At 59.7% G+C, this 21,810-nt stretch carries 28 protein-coding genes; 14 read left to right on the top strand and 14 right to left on the bottom strand.

The window, feature by feature from the left end; all coding sequences use genetic code 11:
* Window positions 1-462: a (2Fe-2S)-binding protein gene (locus FOM02_RS19995; RefSeq protein WP_265442080.1), complete on the bottom strand. Its 462-nt coding sequence runs from the start codon at window positions 460-462 to the stop codon at window positions 1-3.
* Between the two features lie 348 nt (window positions 463-810).
* Window positions 811-1,188, bottom strand: coding sequence for an SDR family NAD(P)-dependent oxidoreductase (locus tag FOM02_RS19990; RefSeq protein WP_265442079.1), 378 nt, complete (start codon window positions 1,186-1,188; stop codon window positions 811-813).
* On the opposite strand from FOM02_RS19990, the gene FOM02_RS19985 reads away from it, so the two are divergent.
* Window positions 1,133-1,501 carry a 3'-5' exonuclease gene (locus FOM02_RS19985; RefSeq protein ID WP_265442078.1) on the top strand — a complete coding sequence of 123 codons (369 nt, stop codon included), beginning with the start codon at window positions 1,133-1,135 and terminating at the stop codon, window positions 1,499-1,501. The genes FOM02_RS19990 and FOM02_RS19985 overlap by 56 nt on opposite strands.
* Window positions 1,502-2,124: 623 nt before the next feature.
* Here FOM02_RS19985 and FOM02_RS19980 read toward each other — a convergent pair.
* A complete protein-coding gene (locus FOM02_RS19980) occupies window positions 2,125-2,277 on the bottom strand; it encodes a hypothetical protein (protein WP_265442077.1) in 153 nt (50 codons plus the stop codon).
* A gap of 141 nt (window positions 2,278-2,418) precedes the next feature.
* Between FOM02_RS19980 and FOM02_RS19975 the strand changes: the two genes are divergently transcribed.
* Complete coding sequence (locus FOM02_RS19975) at window positions 2,419-2,877, top strand: hypothetical protein (RefSeq protein WP_265442076.1); 459 nt, start codon at window positions 2,419-2,421, stop codon at window positions 2,875-2,877.
* A 217-nt stretch (window positions 2,878-3,094) separates the two neighbouring features.
* Here the strand turns inward: FOM02_RS19975 and FOM02_RS19970 are convergent, their stop codons facing one another.
* A complete protein-coding gene (locus FOM02_RS19970; RefSeq protein WP_265442075.1) occupies window positions 3,095-3,382 on the bottom strand; it encodes a hypothetical protein in 288 nt (95 codons plus the stop codon).
* Between the two features lie 631 nt (window positions 3,383-4,013).
* Here FOM02_RS19970 and FOM02_RS19965 point away from each other — a divergent pair.
* The 3 genes from FOM02_RS19965 (at window position 4,014) to FOM02_RS19955 (ending at window position 6,446) form a co-directional block, all read left to right on the top strand.
* Window positions 4,014-4,805, top strand: a complete 792-nt coding sequence (locus FOM02_RS19965) for a hypothetical protein (protein WP_265442074.1) — start codon at window positions 4,014-4,016, stop codon at window positions 4,803-4,805.
* Window positions 4,806-5,256: 451 nt separating this feature from the next.
* Complete coding sequence (locus FOM02_RS19960) at window positions 5,257-5,988, top strand: DUF3750 domain-containing protein (protein WP_265442073.1); 732 nt, start codon at window positions 5,257-5,259, stop codon at window positions 5,986-5,988.
* A gap of 281 nt (window positions 5,989-6,269) precedes the next feature.
* A complete protein-coding gene (locus tag FOM02_RS19955) occupies window positions 6,270-6,446 on the top strand; it encodes a hypothetical protein (RefSeq protein ID WP_265442072.1) in 177 nt (58 codons plus the stop codon).
* A 40-nt stretch (window positions 6,447-6,486) separates the two neighbouring features.
* Here the strand turns inward: FOM02_RS19955 and FOM02_RS19950 are convergent, their stop codons facing one another.
* Window positions 6,487-7,413, bottom strand: coding sequence for a Ku protein (locus FOM02_RS19950; RefSeq protein WP_265442071.1), 927 nt, complete (start codon window positions 7,411-7,413; stop codon window positions 6,487-6,489).
* Between the two features lie 41 nt (window positions 7,414-7,454).
* Between FOM02_RS19950 and FOM02_RS19945 the strand changes: the two genes are divergently transcribed.
* From FOM02_RS19945 to FOM02_RS19930, 4 genes are all read left to right on the top strand, one after another.
* Window positions 7,455-7,958: a hypothetical protein gene (locus FOM02_RS19945; RefSeq protein WP_416207776.1), complete on the top strand. Its 504-nt coding sequence runs from the start codon at window positions 7,455-7,457 to the stop codon at window positions 7,956-7,958.
* Window positions 7,959-7,973: 15 nt separating this feature from the next.
* Complete coding sequence (locus FOM02_RS19940) at window positions 7,974-8,423, top strand: hypothetical protein (protein WP_265442070.1); 450 nt, start codon at window positions 7,974-7,976, stop codon at window positions 8,421-8,423.
* A 2-nt stretch (window positions 8,424-8,425) separates the two neighbouring features.
* Window positions 8,426-9,148 (top strand): SOS response-associated peptidase, encoded by a 723-nt coding sequence (locus FOM02_RS19935; RefSeq protein WP_265442069.1) that lies wholly within the window; start codon window positions 8,426-8,428, stop codon window positions 9,146-9,148.
* A gap of 124 nt (window positions 9,149-9,272) precedes the next feature.
* The gene (locus FOM02_RS19930) at window positions 9,273-9,542 is read left to right on the top strand and encodes a hypothetical protein (protein ID WP_265442068.1); all 270 of its coding nucleotides are present in this window, start codon (window positions 9,273-9,275) and stop codon (window positions 9,540-9,542) included.
* Window positions 9,543-9,743: 201 nt separating this feature from the next.
* Here the strand turns inward: FOM02_RS19930 and FOM02_RS19925 are convergent, their stop codons facing one another.
* The 7 genes from FOM02_RS19925 to FOM02_RS19895 all read right to left on the bottom strand — a co-directional run bounded on the left by FOM02_RS19925 (window position 9,744) and on the right by FOM02_RS19895 (window position 14,719).
* Window positions 9,744-10,202: a DUF3788 domain-containing protein gene (locus tag FOM02_RS19925; protein ID WP_265442067.1), complete on the bottom strand. Its 459-nt coding sequence runs from the start codon at window positions 10,200-10,202 to the stop codon at window positions 9,744-9,746.
* A 154-nt stretch (window positions 10,203-10,356) separates the two neighbouring features.
* A complete protein-coding gene (locus tag FOM02_RS19920; RefSeq protein WP_265442066.1) occupies window positions 10,357-10,986 on the bottom strand; it encodes an FMN-dependent NADH-azoreductase in 630 nt (209 codons plus the stop codon).
* A gap of 81 nt (window positions 10,987-11,067) precedes the next feature.
* The gene (locus FOM02_RS19915) at window positions 11,068-11,613 is read right to left on the bottom strand and encodes a carboxymuconolactone decarboxylase family protein (RefSeq protein WP_265442065.1); all 546 of its coding nucleotides are present in this window, start codon (window positions 11,611-11,613) and stop codon (window positions 11,068-11,070) included.
* 35 nt (window positions 11,614-11,648) lie between these two features.
* Complete coding sequence (locus FOM02_RS19910; protein ID WP_265442064.1) at window positions 11,649-12,335, bottom strand: nitroreductase family protein; 687 nt, start codon at window positions 12,333-12,335, stop codon at window positions 11,649-11,651.
* A gap of 92 nt (window positions 12,336-12,427) precedes the next feature.
* Window positions 12,428-13,405: an AraC family transcriptional regulator gene (locus tag FOM02_RS19905; RefSeq protein WP_265442063.1), complete on the bottom strand. Its 978-nt coding sequence runs from the start codon at window positions 13,403-13,405 to the stop codon at window positions 12,428-12,430.
* Between the two features lie 443 nt (window positions 13,406-13,848).
* Window positions 13,849-14,337, bottom strand: a complete 489-nt coding sequence (bfr, locus tag FOM02_RS19900) for a bacterioferritin (RefSeq protein ID WP_265442062.1) — start codon at window positions 14,335-14,337, stop codon at window positions 13,849-13,851.
* A gap of 127 nt (window positions 14,338-14,464) precedes the next feature.
* Window positions 14,465-14,719 (bottom strand): (2Fe-2S)-binding protein, encoded by a 255-nt coding sequence (locus FOM02_RS19895; protein ID WP_265442061.1) that lies wholly within the window; start codon window positions 14,717-14,719, stop codon window positions 14,465-14,467.
* A 447-nt stretch (window positions 14,720-15,166) separates the two neighbouring features.
* On the opposite strand from FOM02_RS19895, the gene FOM02_RS19890 reads away from it, so the two are divergent.
* The 5 genes from FOM02_RS19890 to FOM02_RS19870 all read left to right on the top strand — a co-directional run bounded on the left by FOM02_RS19890 (window position 15,167) and on the right by FOM02_RS19870 (window position 19,429).
* The gene (locus FOM02_RS19890) at window positions 15,167-15,598 is read left to right on the top strand and encodes a hypothetical protein (RefSeq protein ID WP_265442060.1); all 432 of its coding nucleotides are present in this window, start codon (window positions 15,167-15,169) and stop codon (window positions 15,596-15,598) included.
* 116 nt (window positions 15,599-15,714) lie between these two features.
* Entirely contained in the window at window positions 15,715-16,947 is a 1,233-nt protein-coding gene (locus FOM02_RS19885; RefSeq protein WP_265442059.1) for an MFS transporter, read from the top strand.
* A 100-nt stretch (window positions 16,948-17,047) separates the two neighbouring features.
* On the top strand, window positions 17,048-17,965 hold the full coding sequence (locus tag FOM02_RS19880; protein ID WP_265442058.1) for an NADP-dependent oxidoreductase: 918 nt from the start codon (window positions 17,048-17,050) through the stop codon (window positions 17,963-17,965).
* Between the two features lie 265 nt (window positions 17,966-18,230).
* Window positions 18,231-18,926, top strand: coding sequence for a glutathione S-transferase N-terminal domain-containing protein (locus tag FOM02_RS19875; protein ID WP_265442057.1), 696 nt, complete (start codon window positions 18,231-18,233; stop codon window positions 18,924-18,926).
* Between the two features lie 32 nt (window positions 18,927-18,958).
* Window positions 18,959-19,429, top strand: a complete 471-nt coding sequence (locus tag FOM02_RS19870; protein WP_265442056.1) for a pyridoxamine 5'-phosphate oxidase family protein — start codon at window positions 18,959-18,961, stop codon at window positions 19,427-19,429.
* Between the two features lie 679 nt (window positions 19,430-20,108).
* On the opposite strand, the gene FOM02_RS19865 is transcribed toward FOM02_RS19870, so the two are convergent.
* Window positions 20,109-20,318 carry a hypothetical protein gene (locus FOM02_RS19865; protein ID WP_128935376.1) on the bottom strand — a complete coding sequence of 70 codons (210 nt, stop codon included), beginning with the start codon at window positions 20,316-20,318 and terminating at the stop codon, window positions 20,109-20,111.
* A 331-nt stretch (window positions 20,319-20,649) separates the two neighbouring features.
* Window positions 20,650-21,630 carry an ATP-dependent Clp protease ATP-binding subunit ClpX gene (locus FOM02_RS19855; RefSeq protein WP_265442054.1) on the bottom strand — a complete coding sequence of 327 codons (981 nt, stop codon included), beginning with the start codon at window positions 21,628-21,630 and terminating at the stop codon, window positions 20,650-20,652.
* Between the last annotated feature and the right edge of the window lie 180 nt (window positions 21,631-21,810).

Here is a 21,810-nt window from a genome sequence, read left to right as displayed (position 1 = left end):
TCAGCCTCCCGATTGCGCGGCTTGCTTGATCGCTTCGCGAATACGAACGTAGGTACCACAGCGGCAGATATTGCCCGACATCGCATCATCGATATCGGAATCCGTCGGATGCGGATTGCTCGCAAGCAATGCAGACGCCGACATGATCTGGCCGGACTGGCAGTAACCGCATTGCGGTACTTCGCCATCGAGCCAGGCAGCCTGGATTTTCTGACCCGCCGGAGTCTTGCCGACCGCCTCAATGGTGGTGACCTTCGAGTCGCCGATGCTATCGATCGACGTGATACACGAACGGACGGCTTCGCCGTTGATATGCACCGTGCACGCGCCGCATAGCGCCATGCCGCAGCCGAATTTCGTGCCGGTCATACCGAGCACGTCCCGCAACACCCAGAGAAGCGGTGTATCTCCGTCGACGTCGACGGAATGACGATCTCCGTTGATCGTGACCTCGAAAGCCATGACGACCTCCTTTAGACGATTCTGACTATTCTGATCCGAGTGCGAGGCGGCGGTCGGGGCGCGCCCCGTTCGACTCGCTGAGCGCGATCGACGCTCGCAGTCGCTAGCAGCAGGTCTTGCTGTCCAACTATCAAACGCCGGGCGCGAACGCGCCAGTTCCTATCGCCGAAAAACCGCAAGATCGCCCCGTAGCCTCGCACCTTCGCTGACTTCATCGCGGAGACCTGCGGCTGGGCACCGCGACAGATTACTCCCTTCCTCGACACAATGAAACGTCTCCTCTGGGTTCTTTTCGAATTGACCGGCTACCGCACCACTCTTGCGGATCGCCTTGCAGCTACGCTGCGCCTACCAGTTCTCTCCAAATGGCCGCAGCTCGACGTTGAATGACCACGCGCTGCGATCCTGGTGAACGACATGCCAGATCTCGTCCGCGATCGCCCGCGGCTTGATGAAGAAGTGGTCCGGCCGCTCCGGGTAGCGCTTCCTCGTCCATTCCAGGTCGATCACGGCGTCGACCACGACATAGGCGACGTGCACGCCCTGCGGCCCGAGTTCGCGTGCGATCGCCTCGGCCAGGATCCGCTGCGCCGCCTTGGTCGGCGCAAAGCCAGCGAATCCGGGCTTGCCCCGCAATGCTGATGTATTGCCTGTGGCAACGACGGCGCCCTTGCTGGAGCCAATCATCGCAGGGGCAAAGCGCCTGGCCAGGTACAACAGCCCCATCGTGTTGACCTGGAAGTTGCGGTTGAGAATTTCCGGATCGATCTCCCGAAATGTGCCGAATGCGCCGCAAGACGGCGTCGCCCTGGCGACCTACTTCAAGGCCAAGGGGCTGCAATGGCACACCGTCATCCTGACCAGCTGCAACGAGGGGCTCATTCCCCACAAGCGCGCACCCGTCGAGGATGAAAGGCGCCTCTTCTACGTGGCGCTGACGAGAGCCTCTTCGAACCTGGTCGTCAGTTATCTGAAGACGTCCTGCAAAACCCGCGTGGCGGCCAGTACATTCCTCACGCAGGCCGGCCTGCATGGCTAGTTCCTACAGCCGCCGCTGTCGAAGTTGCAACCGCTGGATTTCCATGCGGCAGATGCCCCACGAACAGTGGGTGTCATTTGAGAACAATGAGCCGCATAAGTGTAAGGTCGTGATGTCGCTGAACCCGCGCGTCCTGCGCCGCCAAAGCCTGAGCCGATCGTGCGCCCATCTCCGCCGCGCCCGCGTCCGAAGGAACCGCCCGTCTCTTCCTGCCAATCCGCAACCTCGGCCGCAGCCCCAACCGCAGCCCGCGGGCGGTAGCTCGCCTCAAAGGCCAACCATCACGTTGCCGGCGCCGGAAGTTGTTGCACGATCGCAGTTACGGTTCACAGATCTCCTTGGGATGGGCGCCTATGGCATCTTTACGGTCTATCTCATGATCGGCGTGCTACACTCGATTGCCTTTTCGCTCTTCGTCAGTCGCGTAACCTGCGCCACCACCACCAAGACGATCATCTCGACCTTCTGTAACACGGGCATCGGGATTTCGCACCTGGTCGCGATAATCGGCTGGCCATGGTATTGGCTATAGACCCGCTTCTCGTTAGTCGGGGCCCATGTGCGCAGCGCTCGCTGGCTTGAGGCGCTCCTAACTGCCGGCGTTCTGGTTGAGGACCTGATTCTTACGTCGATACCGCGGCAACCCGCGTCATCACGGCGCGCAGAACGTCATCCCTCGTTGGACAGCGGTAGGCCGCGAACCGGGATTGGGATGTTGCTGTGAGGCTGATGCGCTCGTTGGCCATTTCCGCCAAAGGGAAGAGGAAGTTGTCCATGACTACCCTGCTTGTTTGCTCGTCAAATCTCATGACTAGGATAATCGAGAGCTTCAACGGCCGACTGCGGGTGGGCTGACCCGCAGATACACCGTCAGTAAAACTCATCTCTCAACTCTGGAGCATAGAAAGGAAATCAAGATGAAGCTCGAAACCATGCCTCTCGCGACGCCCCTCTCGGACAAGGTGACGCTCCCGAACGAAGCTTGGGTTATCGACTCCGCATTACTCAACTTCGCGGACAGGCCCTTCGTGATGCTTGTCGCCGACGTCGCGACGCGTCGTCCGCTGAGCGCCACATTGGACCACGCCGTTATCGAAGATCTGATCGCTACGCTGCAGCGCCTTGTTGCGGAATTGGGGAGCCCGGAACAGGTTTGGATGGACCGTGGGATGTGGCACCACTCCCCCCTCCTCCGCGATTGGGCCGAGCAGCATGGCATCTCGCTTATCAATTCGCCCATGCAGACCAAGTCCATAGCTGAACGAATGCTCCGCGACCTTGACACCTTCCTCCGCGGCAAGCGCCCCTCCACCGCCACGGCGCTCGGCGACAACATCGAGCGCTGGCGTCAGTCCTACGGTCGCCGCGGCGACTAGGTCGGCCAATGTGGCGTTGAGACCGGACCACGTCGTCTTGGAGCTCGGCACGACTCTAAACGGCCGAGCAAACATGACCGGACCAGAACGAGGCGGCCGAGGAGGTCGATCACCACCCTGCTCCCGGCCAGCCGGTGCAGCCGGTCCAATTACCGGTTGGAGATCGTCGATGGTCGCAGTGCAATGCGGCTTGATCTGCCGCAGCGCACGGAGCAGATCAAAATTCAAGGTCGACGTCTTTCGCGACCTCGCCTTTGCGACGGATGAGTCTCGTGCCGAAGTCGTCTTCGAGCGCCACCTCCGCCAGCGCGTACTCGATAAGCTCGGTGTCGGACGATATGCCGGATTTTTTCTTCGCAGCTGCCACCAGATCTTGGCAAACGCGGCCGCCGATCCGACGATTTTCGCCACCGAGCAGACCAAGTTTCCGTGCCGTTTCCAAGATCGCACGCCGTCTGACGTTCGGCCGTACCGGTATGTTTGGACTGTCGCGGGTCGACTTCAAATTGATAGATCTCCTGCTTGGAAAATAGAGATTTGGCCAACGGGTTCAACGTCATTATGGCCCAGAAGGCGTCAATCTTTCCCGGCTTGATGAAAAATGCCGAACCCGCGGGGTCAAGGACGAGTTTGCGGGATCACCTCAAAGGACTCCGATGGAGACACGATCACAGCTATCCAGCTCGCCTCCTTATGCGAAGGATTTTTCGTCCTACCTTGGGATGCTGCATCGTTTGTCGACTTGGCTTGGATCCGAGTCATTCTCGGTGGATCCGGGTCTGCACCTTACTTGGCAAGCACGGGCGCGGCCCGCACGGAACAGGGTCGAACTCCAGGCCTGCTGCGCTCTGGTTCGGCTATTGCCGCCGAAAACATCGGCTTTCCGGAATATCGTGTTGAGGCGTCGATCCGTCCACAGCAGGCAAATATCGGAATATCGTTGCTCGGGCTATGTAGACGGAACGACGCGCCGGCTTCGAGCACCAAGGCCCTCACAAAGAGAAGCTGTCATTCAGGCCAACGACCGCTGACGTATAGCGCAAGCTACCTTGCCCACTAGACTTGGATATTGAGATTTGCGCTTGAAGCGCCCACGTTTAAGGCGACGGGGTACCGGTCCACCTTGGAGAAGGCCTTTGGCGAATTTTGGTGAAAATGATTGGCTTTGGTCCCAAATGTTCGAACCGGGGAATCGGATCAAGTTCGAACGGCCAGTGGATGAGAAGTCCCGGCAATGGTGGACCGAAAAGTTCTACGAGCCGTTCGGGCTGACCCCGGAGGGCATGGCCGATCTAATCACCAAGAGTGCGCCCGGCGAAAAGCTGGCCCTTTATCATTACATCGATGGACAGCGCGAGGCGTTTTCACTTCGTGTCGACGGCGACTTCCCGGGTACGCAAGAGTTCTGGTACGCCCGCCGCGAACTTGACCTGAGGGGCTCGGCCTTTAACGCGGAGGGCATGACCGTTTCGGACGCGAAGCACGGAGGTGGTTACGGTCGAGCCCTCATGCGCGACCTAATTGACGCGGGCAAGTTGATCGGCATCGAAAGGATCAAACTGCGCGCGGAACGGATTGGGCGCTACGTCTGGGTCAAGATGGGCTTCCTGCCAACCGACGACTCTTGGCGGCAAATGCGTAAAGACGCCCTGGAATTTATCGTTAAACATCAGTCCCGCCTGGAGCCAACCCTTAACATTAGGGAGTTGATGACCCGAATAGTCACGGGCGGACCCGAGATGGTCCGCGTACTGGCCTCAATTGAGATTGAGGTCCCTAGTGAGCAGATTCCATCGCGGTTTGAAGCGGCGCCTATACCGTTCGGAAAGGCTTTCTTCCTGGAGGCTGCTCCCGATTGGACCGGTTCCCTTGACCTTAAGAACGCTGAAGCCATGAAGATCGTAGAAAGCTATCGCAAAGGCAGGTAGGCTGGGGACTATGAGCAAACTTGTCTCGGGCAAGACCAGATATCCTAGCCATAGCTTGGGGGTGTTCGCCCAAGATCCGCACCTGGAGGTCGGTGCCAGCGGCCCAGTTTGGGCTGAGGCGGTTCGAGATGCTTGGATTGGATCCGGCGGCTCTAAAGAGACGTTCCAAGAGATGTTTCCGAATCTTGCCGAACAGGCAAAGAAGCACCCCGCGCCAGTCTGAAGTGGATCATCCTCTCGATTTCGAGGCCTGGACCGGCGGCTGGCAAGGTCGAATTCGTTTCAACCTTGCACCCGAACCGATCGGGTAATCCAACACGAAAATCCGGATAGCCAAAACATCGTCGTCGACCGCGCCCCAAGCGGCGGACCCGCCTCCCTATGGCGACCGCACCGGCGCGAACTATATGCCAGTGTACGTCCAACTGTGCATTCCCCATTGAAGAAGCCCTTGCTGATCTTTCTATTCCTCGTCTTCGCGCCGATCGCAGCATCCGCAGCGAGCTATTTTTGGCTGGGCGACGGCCGCGGGAACTGGCAGACAGCCGACCGCTCGAGCGCGGGACTTTTGTCTTCAGCTGCGGCGCGTCCCGAAGCGGTTATCCGGGTCTTCGCCGCACGAACTGTCCGCTGGCGCAGCATCTTCGCAGTCCACACCTGGATTGTTGTGAAGGAAAAGGACGCGACGTCCTACACCCGGTATGACTACACGGCATGGGGTGAGCCGATCCGGACCAACGGCTTTGCGCCAGATGGCCGATGGTTTGGCGCGGCGCCCGAAACGATCGTGGCTGTCGATGGTGAGCGCGCGGAAGCGCTCATCCCCAAAATCCGCTACGTAATCGAAAACTACAAGTTCCGTTCCTACGGCGATTACAGCGCTTGGCCAGGTCCCAACTCGAACACTTTCGTCCAGGCCGCTCTGGATTCCGTACCAGAGCTGCGGGCAGTCTTGCCGCCAACCGCGATCGGTAAGGACTTCCCATATGACGGCCGTTGGTTCGGGATCACTCCATCGGGAACTGGCATTTTCGCCACGCTCGCGGGTTATGTCGGTCTCACCGTTGGCTGGGTCGAAGGTGTCGAACTCAACTTCTTCGGCGCAGTGCTCGGATTCGATCTGCGGCGCCCGGCGCTTAAGCTCCCTGGCCTCGGCCGCTTCGGGGTTGCTGCCGGGCTTTGACCGCTCCCCCCTGTTTCGAACAGAGCAAGGGCGATTCAAGCAGACAAGCGCGTTGTCGGGTTTGTTGAGCCATCCCTGAAGGAAGCGCTCGACACCTTAGTCGGCTGCGCGACGACGACCATTTCTCTCCACGCTTTGCGCCGCCCTACCCATCGCTTATCTGCAACCGCCGATTGACAGTGGGAACGACGACACTTCGCACATGCAGCATTGAATATGTTTGAGCTGAACCAATTGGGCGAATATGGTCGCCGTCCCTTGGGTAAAGAGTGGGACGAGCAATGAGCGGTTTCCAAGCCAAGTTGGAGCGTTTTGAAAACCTCGCTGCGGAGTGCGAGATGATCGCTGGTCGATCGGAAGGAAGCAATCGCGAGCTATACCAGCGGGCGGGCCAACATTATCGCGAGCTCGCCGATGACGTGCGCGCCCTAATCGCATCGTTCGATCTCGCCGCCTAGGCCTTCTGCAACGCCACTGACCAAGATAGGGCGCCTGGCGTCAAGCCGACTTACGCTGTGACCTACTCGCCGGCTTCTTTGCTGCCGTCTCTTTCGCGGGCTTCTTTCCGGCGATCGGCATCAACATTTCCTTCTGCCCAGTAGCAGCCTTGCGCGGCTTCTTGGTGCGCTTACCGGCCTTCGTTGGTGCGGCCTCTCGACCCACGCTCTGTCGTAGCGCCTCCATCAGATCGACTACATTCTCGCCTTTCGGCCGCTCCTTCGGCTGGATTACCTTGCCGGCACGTTTTTGGTTGATCAGTTCGACCAGGGCGCTCTCGTAGTGGTCCTCGAACTTTTCAGGGTCGAATGTGCCTGCCTTCTGGTTCACGATGTGCTTCGCGAGATCGAGCATGTCCTTGGTGACTCTGACATCCTGTATCTCGTCAAAATATTCCTGTTCGCTGCGGACCTCGTACGGGTAACGCAGCAGCGTTCCGACGAGCCCCTTGTCCATGGCCTCGAGAGCAATGATGTGCTCGCGATTGGTCAAGACCACGCGGCCGATAGCGACTCTGTTCATTTCACGGATGGTCTCGCGGATCACTGCGAACGCATCGTGGCCAACCTTGCCGTCGGGACGCAAGTAATAAGGCCGGATCAAATAGCGCGGATCGATGTCGGTCTTATCGACGAACTCGTCGATCTCAATCGTGCGCGTGGACTCCAGCGCGAGGTCTTCCAGCTCTTCCCTGGTGACCTCGATAAACTGGCCCTTCTCCAGCTCGTAGCCCTTCACGATGTCTTCGTTGGGCACCTCATCGCCAGTGTCCGCATCGACCTTGAGGTACTTGATGCGGTGGCCCGTCTGCCGATTGAGCTGATTGAAGGAGATCTTCTCGGACTCGGAGGTCGCCGGGTACAGCGCCACGGGGCATGTCACGAGGGACAGACGCAGGAAGCCTTTCCAGTTGGCGCGGGGGGCCATTTACGCAGAACTCCATTAGGGACGGCTGGGATTCAAGACGATTGAACGCCGCCAGTTCCGACATCATTGACGTCAAAAAATTCAGCCGGCCTTCTTTGGTCGGACTCGACTTTTGTTCTCTTTATGTTCTAAGTCGGGCTATGACCGATCGACCTGCGAGTTGGCGCATGCCCACCCCAAAGCAGATGGAAAAGCTAGCCGCATCAATGGGTAAAGCGGTCGCACAGCACCGTTCGCTGGGGCCGCAAGACGAGATGCCGGACGAGTATTGGCGCGCCCTCCTCGACGATGCCCATGTCGAAACAGCGGATGCGGGGCGTTCGAGCCCTGCCCTGCGCCTTTGCGAGATCCCGCAGCATGTCCTGCGGGTTTCCTGCCGACGGTGCGAGCGCATCGTCGAGATCCAGAAGGTGGACGCGATCCGTCTCTATGGGCAGCAGGCCGGATGGAAGGAGGTCGCGCAGCGATTGCTGGACAACACCTGTCAGAACCGAACCGGCCGCCACGAGGAGGACGGTTGCTGGCCGGCCTTCGGGCCGGTTTGACCGCACATCGCGCGAATGGCTCCGAAGCATCATCCGACGCCGCTATCCGGTGGCGACCGCAAAGCCCTTGGTAAAGAGCTCGGCAAGGCACGCGCGATGACCACCATTCTGGCTGCGAAATCCGCTGCGGCTCGCGCCGAGGGTGAAGCTTTGATCAAGCAGGCCGACTGCCTCCTGTGCGAGAGCTGGAACGAGCGCATGTGGGCAAACGGCGAGCCGATCGATCCCTCGCCGACCATCGATCAAGCGATCAACGGTGGCTATCCGTGGCTGGAAATCCAGTGCTCGCGCTGCAAGACGCGACGTGATGTGGATCTGGCTGTATTGCCGCACGCCTCAACCACCTTTGTCCACGACCTGTCTGGAAGGCTCCGCTGCAACAAATGTGCTAAGGCGGGACGCCGCCCTGCCGCGACGTTGCTCCAGCTCGCGCACCATCCCCGCCCTCCTTCTCCCGAGACGTGACGATGTGCAACCTCTACTCGATCACCACGAACCAGGCCGCCATCAGCGCGCTGTTCCGCGTGGTCAACCGGTACGTCGGCAATTTGGCGCCGATGCCCGGCGTGTTTCCCGACTACAAGGCGCCCATCATTCGGAATGGCCCTGAGGGCCGGGAGCTGGCGACTGCCCGCTGGGGCATGCCGTCGTCGTCGAAAGCATTGATGGACGCGACCAAGAAGCGGGCCGAGAAGCTGCAAGCAAAAGGCAAGACCGTCGATTTCAAGGAATTGCTCAGAATGGAGCCCGACGGCGGCACAACCAACATCCGCAACGTGAAGAGCAAGCACTGGACGCGATGGCTGGGGGTCGAGAACCGCTGCGTGGCCCCGTTCAATTCGTTCAGCGAGTTCAACAAGGCCGAGGGCGGTGACATTTGGTTTGCGCTCGACGAGAGCCGCCCCCTCGCCTGCTTCGCGGGCATCTGGACCAACTGGACGTCGGTCAGGAAGGTCAAGGAAGGCGAGACCACCAACGACCTCTACGCGTTCCTGACGACGGAGGCGAATGCCGAGGTGTCCGCCATCCACCCGAAGGCGATGCCGGTGATCCTGACTACCCCTGAAGAGGTCGAGATCTGGATGGCGGCTCCCGCGGACGAAGCCTTGAAGCTGCAACGGCCGCTTCCGGACGGCACACTGCAAATCGTCGCACGCGGCGTGAAGGAAGACCCAGCGCCGGCGACTTAGTCCACAGAGTGCCGCGGAACACGTGGACAAGCCCCAGCCCTGCCGTTTGTGAATCCCTGACCCGTGCTAACCGCCCGGAACGAGGAGGAGGACGGAAGGATTCGTCCTGGCAGGAGCGCTCACAATGCTGATGACCAAGGAACGACGACCTGCAATCCGGACGCTACGAGGTTGGGCGATTTCGGTGCTGCAGGACGCTGGCGCTATTCGCGAATGTGAGGAGCATGGTTGGATGCAGGATCGCGCCGACCCGCACGCGCACGACCGAGCCATCGATATTGCGACCCACAATCCTCCGGCGGGGCTCTCGCCCGGCGACGCGGTGGCCGAAATCCGGGACGTGCTAGCCTCGATCGGCGATACCTGCCCAGAGTGTCAATCCATCGACTGCTGAAGCCCCGAGGGCCTTCGCATCTAACTACGGCCGGCTCCGTCCGATCACCGCTCCGCTATCGACACTCAAAGTGTCCATCCGAGCTAGGCCGCGGACAAGGGCTCCCAGGCTTCACGCCCGTTTTGTAGAACAGACGGACCGTCTCGCTGTCAGCGACCGCAACTGTCGCGCCGGTAAGTAGACTCACCGAGAGACTCCTGTTCAACCGCACGACTTTTGCGGGCGCTTCATAGTCAGAAGGTTCGTCACATTATGCAGATCATCTGCCGATGCGACGGCAATCGTTAGCCATTTTCCGTCGATGTATGTTTTCGCGTCATCGTAGAGTTTGATCAATTGCGGATGCCAAACATAGCGCCGCTCCTCAAACTTTTCTCGCTCTGCTCTACCCAGGACCACCACAACTGAAACTCGCCGGAATTCCGGCACCAGGTGGCAGAACGCCTTGGTCTTCTTGTAACGCAGGGACCAACCGCGGTTCTTTCCACCGTAGAGCCAATCCGGCGCGAAAACTTCTGGGTAGGATTCATCGATCCAGGTCCGCAGCTTGGCCCAGTATTCGAAGCCATCTGCTCCGATCCAGTCGCGAACGGTTTTTTCATCGGGCGATGCTGATTTGTCGGTGATCCTGTCGCCGATTTGCGCAAGCGTACTAATCATCGGAAGACCTCGTGTTGATAGTCCTGCGGAGGCCGGAGGGTTAAACGGCCGCTTGTCAAGGCTTGTCATGGGCCTCAGAATGCCGCCGGTGCGACTTTGTCCAGAGCAGAAGAGCATTGCGATAGGGTCTGCCGATCCTCGAGAGCACCGCTGATCAAGCAGCGACGTCTCGAAGCTCTCGCACGACTGTCAAGTCGATACCGTCAATTACCTTCTCGCTCGCTAGCGGAGCTTGGCCCTCTTCAATAAACGCGGTGGCCTGCAGCGGAAGGAATTGCAGCGTCTTTAGCCCAATAGAGTTCAGTGCCAGCGTCAGATAGGGCGTGAGAAAATCAGGCTGATTTCCTCGCTCTCCGGTAAAGACGCCGCCGGAAGCGACGCCGATAAAAACCGGACGATCCGGAAGCATTCCCACCTTCCCGGCGGGAGTTGACTCCATCGTGCGGCCGACGCGTAGGACCTGGTCGATCCACGCTTTGAGAACCGAAGGGATAGTGAAGTTGTGCATTGGCGTTCCAATGACAATCACATCAGCCGCCTCGACTTCCCGAATGAGCGTTTCGGCAAGGTCCAAAGCGCCCTTCAGCGGTGCCGCCAGTGTGGCCGGCGATGACAGCGTATCCGCGTAGTCAGCCGTGGCGTGAGGCAGAGGATCAGCTCCAAGATCGCGCCTCCTGATGCTCGCATCCGGCGCAACCTGAAGAAGCTTTTTGACAATCGCCGCCGAAAGCTCACGGCTATGCGATTTCGGGCGAGGACTGCTATCAATATGGAGGATATTCATGCGAGGGATCCAAATGGCTAGGAAGCTCTTGCATCAACCGCCTCCATAGCTCCTTGGAGGCGGTTGATACCACTGGCAGGGTCAGATCGAGCCGGCCGGTGCGACTGCGGGGAAGTCCTTCTCGGGATTGAACACGTTGTTGAAGAAGTTCGTCAGCGAGTACATGGCCACGAGCGCGACGATCTCCATGATATTCGCATCCGTGTAGCCAGCATCGCGGACGGCTTGCAGATCGGCGTCTGTGACATGGCCTCGGCTCTCGATGATCTTGCGTGCAAACTGGACGGCGGCATCCCGCTTCGGGTCGGTTGCGCGACCCTTTCGGGCGAGGATGACGTCCTCGGCCGGCAGCTTGGCCATGTGCTTCGCCGTGAAGCTGTGCACCGTCAGGCAGTAGTTGCAGCTGTTCACTTCGGAGACCGCAAGGCCGATGCTGTCGCGGGTCTTGACGTCGAGCGCCTTGCTCAAGGAGCCGAGCAGAGCGGCCCATGCGTGGAACGCGATCGGGCTTTGCGCGAATGTCGCAAGCATGTTTGGCGTGAACCCGATGTTCTTGGTGAACATATCGAGGGTCGGTTTCGATTCAGCCGGCACATGTTCCGGCTTCAGAGCGGTAGCTCTGGCCATGATATTTCTCCTTGGATGATTGATTTCAGGGATGGTTAGGCGAAGTGCAGCACGTCGGCCACGGGCAGACGCGGCTTCTGCGGCCAGTTGCCGGGCCGCTCCGGCCCGACGGTCAACAGCATGACCGGGATTTCGTGTTCGGCCAGGCCGAACTCTTTGTGCACGGCTTCTGAATCGAAACCGATCATCGGTGTCGACCCCAGGCCTAGCGAGCGGGCCGCATAGATAATAGCTGCGGCGCCGAAGCTCGCGGAGCGCACGGCCTCGTCGCGCTGGCGCTGCGGATGATTGTCGTACAGGCCGCGGGCAGGCCCCTCCCATTCCGGCACCAGATGTGCCGGCATGATCCCGGCTTCCACGACTGGAGCCAGGCGCTCAGGGACCGTGCTGGCATCGGCCAATTGGCCGACGATGATGAAGGTCACGGCTGCTTCGGTGATTGCGGGCTGATTCCAGGCAATCGGAAGCAGCCGTGCCTTTGCTTCGGATGAGCGCACGGCGATGAAGCGCCAGTTCTGCAGATGGAAGGATGTCGGCGCTGACGTGCCGATCCGCACGAGGTCGCGGATCTGATCGTCGCTGAGGACGGCCGTCGAGTCGTAATACTTCGCAGCACTGCGGCTCAGAATAGTTTCGATCACGGCGTTTGTCGGCAGCGGCTGCCCAAGCGAACGGCAGGGCTCCGGATCGGCAGCGGCAACAGTTGTAGCGGCTTGGTTCATTGGGTTGCTCCGTTATCAAGTGACGGAGCCCAATTTACCGTTGGGCATGATCGTTTCGAGCCTCTATTGGCTCAAATTGGTGCTCAAAAGGATCATTCTGGCGAGGGGTCGGACTCATCGCCGTTGTGCGCCAGTCGGCGCCATTCCCCCGGTGTCATCCCGATCCTTTCCGCAAACACACGCCGGAATGCCGAAACCGATTGATACCCGACCATCTCAGCCACAGCTTCCGTGCTGATCCTTGGCTTCTTGAGCTCGTTGGCCGCCATGCTCATGCGAAGATCGGTCAACAGGTCGAGGGCGGAGCGGCCTAACTTGTCCTGAAATTGGCGCATGAATGTTGCGCGTGACATGCCGCATAGATCGGCGAGGTCGGGAAGCTTCCAGGGTCGCGCCGGATCAGCGAACATCGCCGCAATGGCCGCTGCTAATCTCGGATTGCCAGCAAGGGCCAATAAGCCTTCGGTGGATTTGCCGGCTTCGCTCGCGGCGCGGAGAACCAGAGTGAACAAGACCGAAGAAAGCGCGTTCAGAATGGCGCGTCCTCCCGCTCTATCCTCAGCGGACTCCATTCGCATTAGGCTGACCAGTCCGGAAAGTTGACTCGATGCCGAAGCGATGTCCTCTTCCCCGTGATTTTTCAGAGCCCGCACGACCAGATTTGCTGGCAGGTAGTTGCGGACTAATCGATCATGGGGTGGCACGACGAAAAATCGTCCGCACAGCAGATCTAGTTGCTCACCCCGTCCATTGTTCTCGCTCAACATCCATCCTGCGGAGCCCCTGCTTTCGTGCGTGTTGATTGGCGTTTTGCCGCTGCCGTCGTGCAACACATGCGCCGAACCGTGAGGGAGCAGCACGATATCCCCGCTCCCAAGCTCCTGCACCGTTCTCAATTCAGGGTCCTCGAAAATCGCCCGGCCCTTGACTATGACATGGTAGGGGATCTCGTTCGCCGCCGCCCTAGGCCAGATAACACGCCATGGCGCGCCGTAGGCGCAGCGAACCTCAAGGTGGCCGGTAACAGTGATGATTTGCAGGAGATAACTCAACCAGTCGACTTGAGACATAAGACCTCGAGAACCTGAATTGCCCGCGCACCATATCGTATTGCGCCGAGCGCGCCTCTGATTACTACGGTCCGGAGATCAGCTCGTGTTTCCAACGATATGTGTCCCTGATCTCTTCCTGGCTCCCGAGGCGGATCAGCAAAGAAGACATGAGCGGGAGAAAGAAGCCGTGAAATTGAAGCGGTCAATTCTGACGAGAGGACGGACAGAATACCCAGGGCTGTTCGTCGCACGAACCCAGTCGGCAATCATGGAAAACGCGTCATTTAGCCGGTGCCGAAACCACGGCCCTCCATGAACCGGCATCCGCGGCGCTGGAACGTCGTGGTCGCAAAGCGCACTGTACGGTTGCCTACGATCGAGCACAACTGAAGCGTGAGCGGCACAAATCACTACAGCTGCTCGTCGCCACACCTCCTCGATTGCCGTGACGGCGCAACAATTCAGTGCTCTTCGGTCTTGAGCCCACCGACATGCTTCTGGGTGTAGAGTTCGAGGCCGATGCGGCCGATTAGATCGAGCTGGGTTTCGAGGAAGTCGATGTGATGTTCCTCATCGCTCATCAGCGTCTCGAACAGGTCGCGCGTGACGTAGTCCTTTACGCTGTGGCAATAGGTCGCCGCTTCCTCATAGAGGGCACGCGCGCTCATCTCCGCGGCGAGATCGCACTCGATAATCTCCTTGACGTTCTGGCCGATGCGCAGGGGATCGAGCACCTGCATGTTTGGGAAACCATCGAAGAAGATGATGCGGTCGGTGAGCTTGTCAGCGTGCTCCATCTCCTCGATCGACTCCTTGCGCCAGACCTTAGCCATCTCTAGGAGACCCCAATTATTCAGGAAGCGGTAGTGCAGCCAGTACTGATTAATTGCCGTGAGCTCGTGACGCAGTGCCTTGTTGAGATACTCGATGACTTTCGGGTCGCCCTGCATGATGAACTCCAAGACTTGAGCCCGTTCTTGACCCTCGTAAGTTTAGAACGATTCCGACGAAGAACAAGCAGACAGGCATTCTCTGGGCAGGAAATCGAGAGGCGCCTGTCCAGCAAATCACGGGAACCTAGGTTACTGTGGACGCGAGTTTGGCCTCATTCATCCTTGGTCCAACGTGCGGGCGGCCAGCCTGACAGGCTAGTGCACGCTCCCTGTACGCCTCGTCGATAATCGTCCTCATGGTGTGCGCGCAGCGGCCGCATTCGGCGCTGCAACCGAAGTGCCCATAGATCTGCTTGGCATTGCGTAGCGCGTCGTCAGCCGTGTTCACCGCGTGGCGAACATCCCGGTCGCTGAGGACATTACAGGAGCAGATGATCATGAAACGCGAAGAAAGACCCTCAGTGATAGGGCGTCATCGATAGGAGACGGAGCCAGTACGTGTCGGAGGCTCCAAACAAGGAGAAGATGGTTGCGTGTCGACCGCCATGGGAAGTCAGCCTTACCTTTGACTTTGGAGGTCAGCAAAAAATCTGCTTGGTCAATCGGGGGCGACCGGTAGCTACAGATCGGACGGAGGACACAGAAGCGCCGCTCCACGCCGGCCGAAGATCAACGCTTTCGGTTAACGTAGATGACACAGCCGCGGCTAAGCAACTTGTCTTGATCTAATAACGGGATTGAGGACCGTCGCCGCACAATTCCCCCCGCTATGGAAACCATAAGTACTGGCTATTGGAAACTTTCGAGCCGCGCTGCGACCTTGACAGCCACTCAGTCGAATAACGACCAGGACAAGCGTTTCAGCCAACACGAGCAGGAGGCCCTGATGTCCGGATCCAATCCGCTCGCTTCCAAACCCGAAGACATTCTCACGTCGCGGCTCGAGCGTTTTCACTCCGACAAGGTCAGCGCGATGATGCCAGTGTATGACTCAAAGCCCGTTCTCATCACGAGCGCCGGACGAACTACTACCACCGAAATCGCCGCCCGACGCGAGTGCGATCTCAAGTACGCTTTGCCGCTCAAGGCCAGCGCGCGTCATGTGTACGTTGCCGGCGATTTCGCCCTGATCGTGCTGGATCGGTCAATTGATGGCAAAGGTCTAAGTCGCAAATACGTCGGAGGTTCAGCGAGCGGCGTCGTACGCCGCGCGGATCGACGATGGCAGTACCTGATCGACAATAGCCAAAGGACGGCTGTGGCAGCTCTCAGCGATGGAGCCACTCGTCAGCTTGGCACCAATATCACCGCCACCTAGTGAAGCAAACCAACCGGAGAGCTCGGACCTGCGCGCCCGAATTCTTTGGAAGACGACCGATTCGCTACTCGATGCAAAACTTGACACCAGTGATCAACCAGTCTCACCGGAGCGGAATGCTCCCGCTTGCATTTTTATCAGCGGTAGTTTCCTTGGTGGTCTCATTCGCCGCTGCGGCCGCTCCGATCCCCCTTTACAACACCTACCGGACAGAAGACGGGTTCACTAACGCCGGTATTTCGATGGCCGTCGTCGCGTACGCCGTCGGCACCATAACCGCACTGTTGGTACTGGGACGGCTGTCCAATCATCTGGGCCGCCGGGTCACTGCGATCACTAGCCTCGGTCTTCTCCTGCTGGGGTGTCTGCTGTTGCTGAATGTGCACGGCATCGACACTCTGCTGGCCGGTCGGCTCCTCGTGGGCCTCGGCACCGGGTTGGCTGGCAGCAGTCTGACCTCCTACATCGTCGATGCGGCACCCAGCAGACCGGAATGGTTGGCGTCCGTTGTCACCAGCCAAGGACCGATGCTCGGCGTCGCCATCGGCGCCATAGCATCCGGCGCGCTTGTTGAGTTCGGCCCCTGGCCGCGCGAACTCATCTATCTCGTCTGCGTTTGCTTCCTACTACTGTCTGTTGCACTCGTCGCAATCAGTCCGGAAACAGCAACTCCGACTCCGGGCGCTTGGCGATCGCTGTTACCCCAGGTCAGCGTACCGGCGCGGGTCAGGCATCTGCTCCCTGTCGCGGCGGCGGTGTTTCTGGCCACTTGGGCCAGCGGGGGCTTCTACCAAGCGTTCATGCCTGCGCTTGTACAAGATGAACTCCACACCCGCAGCCCGTTGATCCTCGGGCTAGTGTTCGCTGCCTATATGACCCCCAGCGTTCTCGGCGCTCCCATTGGTGGCTGGTTCACATCCGCGGTAGCCCAACGCGTCGGTATGATCACCTTCGTGGCCGGAATGATCGGCATCAGCACTGCAATCTTAGCCGGCACACTGGTGTTGTTCATCACCGCGACCATGGTTGCCGGTGCCGGCCAGGGTATCGCCATCAGCGCCGCCACACGCGGCTTGCTGCACGGCAGCACGCTCGCCGAACGGGCACCAATCTTCAGCGCGATCTACCTTCTCTGCTACAGCGGCGCCGCCTTCCCGAGCCTCATCTCCGGGCAACTTTCCAACCTGTTCTCGCTTCCGCAGATCACGCTCGGATACGGCGGACTTGCCGCCGTGGCCACCCTATTTACCCTTCTCGGTGCACGCAATCCGCACACCGACAGGTCCGGGAAGAGCACGTCCGACGGCTCGACTGCTAGCGGTTCACCAGTAGAGGGAACAGTGTCATGAGAATCGTCGCTGTCCTGGGCGCCGCTTTATCCGGATTGAAGCGCAGATTATCGCCGCAACATATCCAGCAATGAGACAAATGACAGAGGAGATCATTCCCATGAAAGCGATCGTTGTGACGGACCAGGCTGCGGGAACGGCCGGGATGAAGCTGGTGGAGCGACCCGAGCCGCAGGCAGCGATAAATGACGTCGTCGTTCAGGTCCATGCGTCTGGGTTCACCTCGGGCGAGCTGACGTGGCCTTCGACCTGGACCGATCGCCTCGACCGTGACCGGTCGCCGACGATTCCCGGCCAGGAGCTGGCAGGTATTGTCACCGCTCTCGGCTATGGCACGACCGGACTGTCGGTAGGACAACGGGTGTTCGGTCTCTCGGACTCGTATCGCGGCGGTACCCTGGCCGAGTATGTGGCAGTGGAGGCACGCAATCTCGCACCGCTGCCAGGCGACGTCGAGTTCTCGGTGGGGGCGGCCGTGGCGATGCCGGGCCTGACTGCTTGGCAGGGACTGTTCGTGCACGGTCGCCTTCAGGCGGGGCAGAGCGTTCTCGTGCACGGCGCGGCCGGCGCGGTCGGCTCGATGGTCACGCAGCTCGCACGAGAGGCCGGTGCCTACGTCATCGGCACGGGACGTGCCGCCGACCGTCAGAAAGCGCTCGACTTCGGCGCGCAGGAGTTCGTCGATCTCGAGAACGACGATCTCGAAGGCGTCGGCGGAGTCCATCTGGTTTTCGACGTCATCGGGGGCGAGATCGGTAAGCGGTCCGCCGGCCTGGTTCGAACCGGAGGAACGTTGGTAACCATCGCCGGGCCGACCGAAGCGCGGCCCGCCGACGGCTTGGCGATCGACTTTGTTCTGGTGTCCGATCGCGCGCAACTGGGTGAGATCGTCCAGCGGGTACGGGACGGACGACTGCGTACAAACATCGGCAACATCGCGCCCCTTGACGAGGCTGTCGCCGCTTTCAATCCGACGCGGCGGATCAGCGGGAAAACGATCATCCGAGTTCGTCCGTGAGGAAGCAGCGAAGGCGAGCGTGTTCTCCCCTCCCACATGGATTGTCGGCGCTTTCCCCGCGGGCCTGTGCGTGGGGCAGGCAGTGCCCATCCATCCCGTCGTCTCTCAGCTGATTTCCAAGGTCGTGCCCGGGTACCCATGCCATACCGCGGCCGTATCGTTGCCCGCTTTTCTGGATGCACCAGCGGGCAAGCTCGGCTCGCATCCTGGCGGAGGATTCGCCTTTGCCCCGGCACGGCGGCCCCGCTTATCTAGGAGGAAGAAAGTGACCGTCGATCATCCAATTTTTGCGCGCTGGCCGGCGCAGTATCCCGATCGGCTGCAACTCTTTTCCACTTCCACGCCCAACGGAGTGAAGGTCGGCATCATGCTTGAGGAAACGAGCCTTCCTTACGAGCCGCACCGGATCGAAATCATGGCGAACGAAACCCACGACCCGGCCTTTCTCGCGCTCAACCCCAACGGAAAGATTCCCGCCATCTACGACCCTGATGGGCCTAGCGGAACACCGCTCGCGCTGTTCGAATCGGGCGCGATTCTCCTCTACCTTGCCGACAAGACCGGACAATTCATCTCGGGCGATCCAAACACCCGCTATGAAACGATCCAATGGGTGATGTGGCAGATGGGCGGAGTCGGGCCGATGTTCGGCCAGGTCGGGTTCTTCAACAAATTCGCTGGTAAGGCCTATGAAGACAAGCGCCCGCGCGACCGCTACGCGACCGAATCAGCGCGGCTGCTCGGTGTCCTGGACCAACGGCTCGCGGGCCGGGACTGGGTGATGGGGGCCGACTACAGCATCGCCGACATTTCGCTGCTCGGCTGGGTGCGCAATTTGATCGGCTTCTACGAAGCACGCGATCTCGTCGGCTTCAATCGCTTTCTTCATGTGCAGGCGTGGCTCACCCGTGGCCTCACGCGGCCGGCGGTGCAACGCGGGCTACAAGTGACAGCTGGCTAGAAGGGCTCGCCAAGAACAAGGAGATGGTATCTATGATTGAAATCACTGCCGACATGGAGGCAATCATCAAACAGGCGATATTGTCATTTGTGGCGACAGTCAACGAGGATGGAACGCCAAATCTTTCCCCGAAGGCGTCTTTGACGGTGAGAAACGGCGTTCTTTACTTCGCCGACATCGCCTCGCCTCGGACGATATTGAACTTGAAGCGCAGTCCCGCTGTCGAAATTAACGTAGTCGACATCTTCCAGAGGCGCGGCTACCGATTCAAGGGCCGTGCGTTGATACTGCCGCCAGAAGATGGCGAGTCCTTGATGATCGCCAACTGGGTTCGAGCGACGAATGGCCTAGAGTATCCTGTCGATCACGTTGTCAAAATCGAAACCACTTCAATCAGCCCGTTGCTATCTCCAGCCCATGTCTTCGCCCGCCCTCCTCGAAGTCAGGACGAAATCAGGAGCACCTACTATCAAAAGTATGGTGTGAAGCCGGTCGGGACATAAGTGCCGGCTCCGAAATAAAGACCGGTCGATATTCAGAGGTAGAAAGCCCGCAAAGATCCGAACCATTATCTCGACGCCCGCCTACCGCAGCCTTATCGATGGCCGCCCCATCGACGCCGATGATAGCGAGTCGTGACCCTTCCCGAAGAACCTCGAGGCGGCGATAGTCAATATTCGTGGCAAGCCGCCGATCGCTGCGGAAGTCAATTATGCGCTCAACGCAGCCTCCGCGTCCGACACCCCGCGCGCAGCCCGGCTTCATCTACGCTGATGTGATTTCGGGCGCGAGCCTGCTGGCTCTTTATTGCCTCGACACCAATGACAAGGCCCTTATCGCGCTCATCAAATACCCCCCTTAAGATTCATTAAGGAGAGAAGGCGCCCGAAGTGGGCATCAACATCGTCACTGGAGATAGCCAAAGAAGCCAAAGCCGCGGCCGGCGCACACGTGGCGATCGACGTCTCTCGCTGATGGGACCGCTCAGCTGCCGCCTACGGCGAATACTTCACTCCGACCAGAAAACTGATCATGACCGCCTTGGTCGCTCTCGGCCGCGCTTATCTCATTCCCGTCCTGGCGGGTTTCCTCAGCCCCGCCTGGACCCAGGCAAATTTACTCGTCGCTGATCGCGCGCAGACTCGCCAAACCTATTTTGGGAACAAAATCGGCCCGGGAACCCTAAGCGCCCCTGCCATCCTTTTTACCGAGTACGCATCGCCATGCTGCGAGCCGCTCGGTCGGATGCTGATTCATCCAGTCCGCGAGCTGCGGTGCGCCCATTAGGCAGGACTGCATCGAGATGTCAGCGAAGTTCGAGGTAGTGACGGTCTGCTCGTGGCAATTTGCTGGAGATGACAAACTGCAAAGTACGGCGATGATCGCGATCATGACACGCCCCCATCGCCGCGATCGATTTCTGCGCCCGCGGGCATATAGATTGCGGATGTATCGTCTCGCCGCTCGGGGGCGGGATCAGTTGGCGGAAAGACGCGATCGTAGAGGGCTCGGGCATCTCGAATAAGCCGAGCACGCTCCTGCTCGGACCTTGGAACAAATCGCCTAACCTCTCCCATTTCTCACTCCTCTCATACTAAGCTGATTTTCACTCTAGTGACGTCGTCCTTGACATCGCGTTCGAACCCCGCGGGCAGCAACGAGCGACAAGACAACTAGTGACGACGTCGGATATGTAAGACAGCGGTCGTTTAGCTCGGTCGAGTTAGTACGCCATGGCACTGCGTTTCACCGCGCGGTCGGAACGATCCGCGTAGACGTAGAGCGGGCGCGCCGTGCCCTCCACAACTTCGCGGGAAATCACGACTTCTTCCACACCTTCCAGACTCGGCAGGTCGAACATGGTCTCGAGCAGGATCGCTTCGAGGATCGAACGCAGGCCACGCGCGCCGGTCTTGCGCTCGATCGCCTTGCGGGCGACCGCGCCAAGCGCCTCGTCGGCGAAGGTCAGCTCGATGTTCTCCATCTCGAACAGCCGCTGGTACTGTTTCACCAGCGCGTTCTTCGGCTCGGTCAGGATCTTCTTCAGCGAGGTCTCGTCCAGATCCTCCAGCGTCGCCACGACGGGCAGACGGCCGACGAATTCCGGGATGAGGCCGTACTTCAGCAGGTCCTCAGGCTCGACGTGACGGAAGATTTCGCCGGTGCGGCGGTCTTCCGGCGCCATCACCTGGGCCGCGAAACCGATCGAGGTGGACCGCCCGCGCGCCGAGATGATCTTCTCGAGGCCGGCGAACGCGCCGCCGCAGATGAACAGGATGTTGGTGGTATCCACCTGCAGGAACTCCTGCTGGGGATGCTTGCGGCCGCCCTGCGGCGGGACCGAAGCCACCGTGCCTTCCATGATCTGCAGCGTCTTGCCCGAGCCGGTCGGACCGATCAGCAGGATGTTCGACTTCGCGAGTTCGACGTCGTTGTGCTTGGTCTGGTGGTTGAGGCGCTTGCAGTGGTTGTGCACCGCGACCGACAGGACCTTCTTCGCATGGCTCTGGCCAATGACGTAATCGTCCAGGACCTTGCAGATTTCCTTCGGCGTCGGAATGCCGTCGCGCGACTTGACCAGCGAGGACTTGTTCTCCTCGCGGATGATGTCCATGCAGAGCTCGACGCACTCGTCGCAGATGAAGACCGTGGGACCCGCGATCAGTTTGCGGAGTGTAGTCTCGGCGAGTGACTGAATTGCCATGGCGGCCTCAAACCACATCGACGCGGTGGCAAGCGGGAAAATGATCATCTGCGGCCCCTCGCGGATTGTCGTGGGTCAGATAACAGGCAGGTTCAGCCGCCGCATTTCGGCACTCCAAGACTCTTGAAAATATTCTTCACGGAATCGAGCGTAGCTAACACCCGCGCGCCGTCGGCACCA

It is taken from the genome of Bradyrhizobium sp. SEMIA, assembly GCF_014844175.1.
In the GTDB taxonomy this organism is placed as follows: domain Bacteria; phylum Pseudomonadota; class Alphaproteobacteria; order Rhizobiales; family Xanthobacteraceae; genus Bradyrhizobium; species Bradyrhizobium arachidis.
This window is presented reverse-complemented; position numbering and strand designations above follow the sequence as displayed.

Bases quoted from the DNA above. Each gene is read 5' to 3' on its own strand.
- FOM02_RS19995 (WP_265442080.1), bottom strand. From the start codon at position 462: ATGGCTTTCGAGGTCACGATCAACGGAGATCGTCATTCCGTCGACGTC.
- FOM02_RS19890 (WP_265442060.1), top strand. From the start codon at position 15,167: ATGTCCGGATCCAATCCGCTCGCTTCCAAACCCGAAGACATTCTCACG.
- FOM02_RS19975 (WP_265442076.1), top strand. From the start codon at position 2,419: ATGAAGCTCGAAACCATGCCTCTCGCGACGCCCCTCTCGGACAAGGTG.
- FOM02_RS19925 (WP_265442067.1), bottom strand. From the start codon at position 10,202: ATGATTAGTACGCTTGCGCAAATCGGCGACAGGATCACCGACAAATCA.
- FOM02_RS19870 (WP_265442056.1), top strand. From the start codon at position 18,959: ATGATTGAAATCACTGCCGACATGGAGGCAATCATCAAACAGGCGATA.
- FOM02_RS19865 (WP_128935376.1), bottom strand. From the start codon at position 20,318: ATGATCGCGATCATCGCCGTACTTTGCAGTTTGTCATCTCCAGCAAAT.
- FOM02_RS19880 (WP_265442058.1), top strand. From the start codon at position 17,048: ATGAAAGCGATCGTTGTGACGGACCAGGCTGCGGGAACGGCCGGGATG.
- FOM02_RS19990 (WP_265442079.1), bottom strand. From the start codon at position 1,188: ATGGGGCTGTTGTACCTGGCCAGGCGCTTTGCCCCTGCGATGATTGGC.
- FOM02_RS19895 (WP_265442061.1), bottom strand. From the start codon at position 14,719: ATGATCATCTGCTCCTGTAATGTCCTCAGCGACCGGGATGTTCGCCAC.
- FOM02_RS19915 (WP_265442065.1), bottom strand. From the start codon at position 11,613: ATGGCCAGAGCTACCGCTCTGAAGCCGGAACATGTGCCGGCTGAATCG.
- FOM02_RS19940 (WP_265442070.1), top strand. From the start codon at position 7,974: ATGGCTCCGAAGCATCATCCGACGCCGCTATCCGGTGGCGACCGCAAA.
- FOM02_RS19885 (WP_265442059.1), top strand. From the start codon at position 15,715: ATGCTCCCGCTTGCATTTTTATCAGCGGTAGTTTCCTTGGTGGTCTCA.
- bfr (WP_265442062.1), bottom strand. From the start codon at position 14,337: ATGCAGGGCGACCCGAAAGTCATCGAGTATCTCAACAAGGCACTGCGT.
- FOM02_RS19955 (WP_265442072.1), top strand. From the start codon at position 6,270: ATGAGCGGTTTCCAAGCCAAGTTGGAGCGTTTTGAAAACCTCGCTGCG.
- FOM02_RS19905 (WP_265442063.1), bottom strand. From the start codon at position 13,405: ATGTCTCAAGTCGACTGGTTGAGTTATCTCCTGCAAATCATCACTGTT.
- FOM02_RS19855 (WP_265442054.1), bottom strand. From the start codon at position 21,630: ATGGCAATTCAGTCACTCGCCGAGACTACACTCCGCAAACTGATCGCG.
- FOM02_RS19910 (WP_265442064.1), bottom strand. From the start codon at position 12,335: ATGAACCAAGCCGCTACAACTGTTGCCGCTGCCGATCCGGAGCCCTGC.
- FOM02_RS19980 (WP_265442077.1), bottom strand. From the start codon at position 2,277: ATGGACAACTTCCTCTTCCCTTTGGCGGAAATGGCCAACGAGCGCATC.
- FOM02_RS19950 (WP_265442071.1), bottom strand. From the start codon at position 7,413: ATGGCCCCCCGCGCCAACTGGAAAGGCTTCCTGCGTCTGTCCCTCGTG.
- FOM02_RS19930 (WP_265442068.1), top strand. From the start codon at position 9,273: ATGCTGATGACCAAGGAACGACGACCTGCAATCCGGACGCTACGAGGT.
- FOM02_RS19920 (WP_265442066.1), bottom strand. From the start codon at position 10,986: ATGAATATCCTCCATATTGATAGCAGTCCTCGCCCGAAATCGCATAGC.
- FOM02_RS19935 (WP_265442069.1), top strand. From the start codon at position 8,426: ATGTGCAACCTCTACTCGATCACCACGAACCAGGCCGCCATCAGCGCG.